The following is a 722-nucleotide window of genomic DNA, read 5'->3' on the forward strand; positions in this document are numbered from 1 at the left end:
CGTACCGGGAACTGGTTTAGACGATAATCCCGGCGATAGGCCGCAGCCGTATTCACCAAGCTGCGATGCTCGATCATGACGCCCTTCGGACGTCCTGTTGTCCCGGACGTATAGATCACATACGCCAGATCGTGCGGCTCGTTGATCGGTTCGACGTCTGTCGTATCTCCCGTGTACAGTGACTCATCGTCCAGCGCTAATACAGTACGTAGATGCAGCTTTGTTGCTGATTCAGATGCTGCTTCACTGTCAGACACCGAATCTGATTTCAAGCCTAAGCCTTCATTGAGGCTATCTTTTTCCACCGTTTCAACGCTAACCGCCGTCTCCAGCTGGCTTTCATTCAGCCAAGCTTGTGCGCGCTCCTGCAATCCCGTCTGAGTTAACAGTACCGTCGCGCCGCTGTCCTCGAGCATAAAGCGAATCCGTTCGGATGGATAGTCTGCATCCAGTGGCACATAGGCACCTCCGGCCTTCCACACTGCCAATACACCGACCAGCATGTCTACCGAGCGTTCACTCAGAATGCCGACAATGGATTCGCGTGCAATGCCTTCCTTTCGCAATCTACGCGCCAATTGGTTGGCACGTTCGTTCAGTTCGCGGTACGTAAGCTGCTGCTCCTCGTACACCACTGCCATATGATCCGGTACAAGCTGCGCTTGTTCTTCTACATAGGCATGGAACAGTGCTCCTTCTTCTACAGCTGCAACCTCCGATAC

1 protein-coding gene is annotated in these 722 nt (G+C 53.6%); it reads right to left on the bottom strand.

Translation table 11 applies throughout. The annotated features are described in order from the left end of the window. Positions 1-722: AMP-binding protein (locus ABEW32_RS26350; protein WP_430193265.1), on the bottom strand; the 722-nt coding region annotated here is incomplete at both ends.

This window comes from Paenibacillus jamilae (assembly GCF_050482105.1).
Classification (GTDB): domain Bacteria; phylum Bacillota; class Bacilli; order Paenibacillales; family Paenibacillaceae; genus Paenibacillus; species Paenibacillus jamilae_B.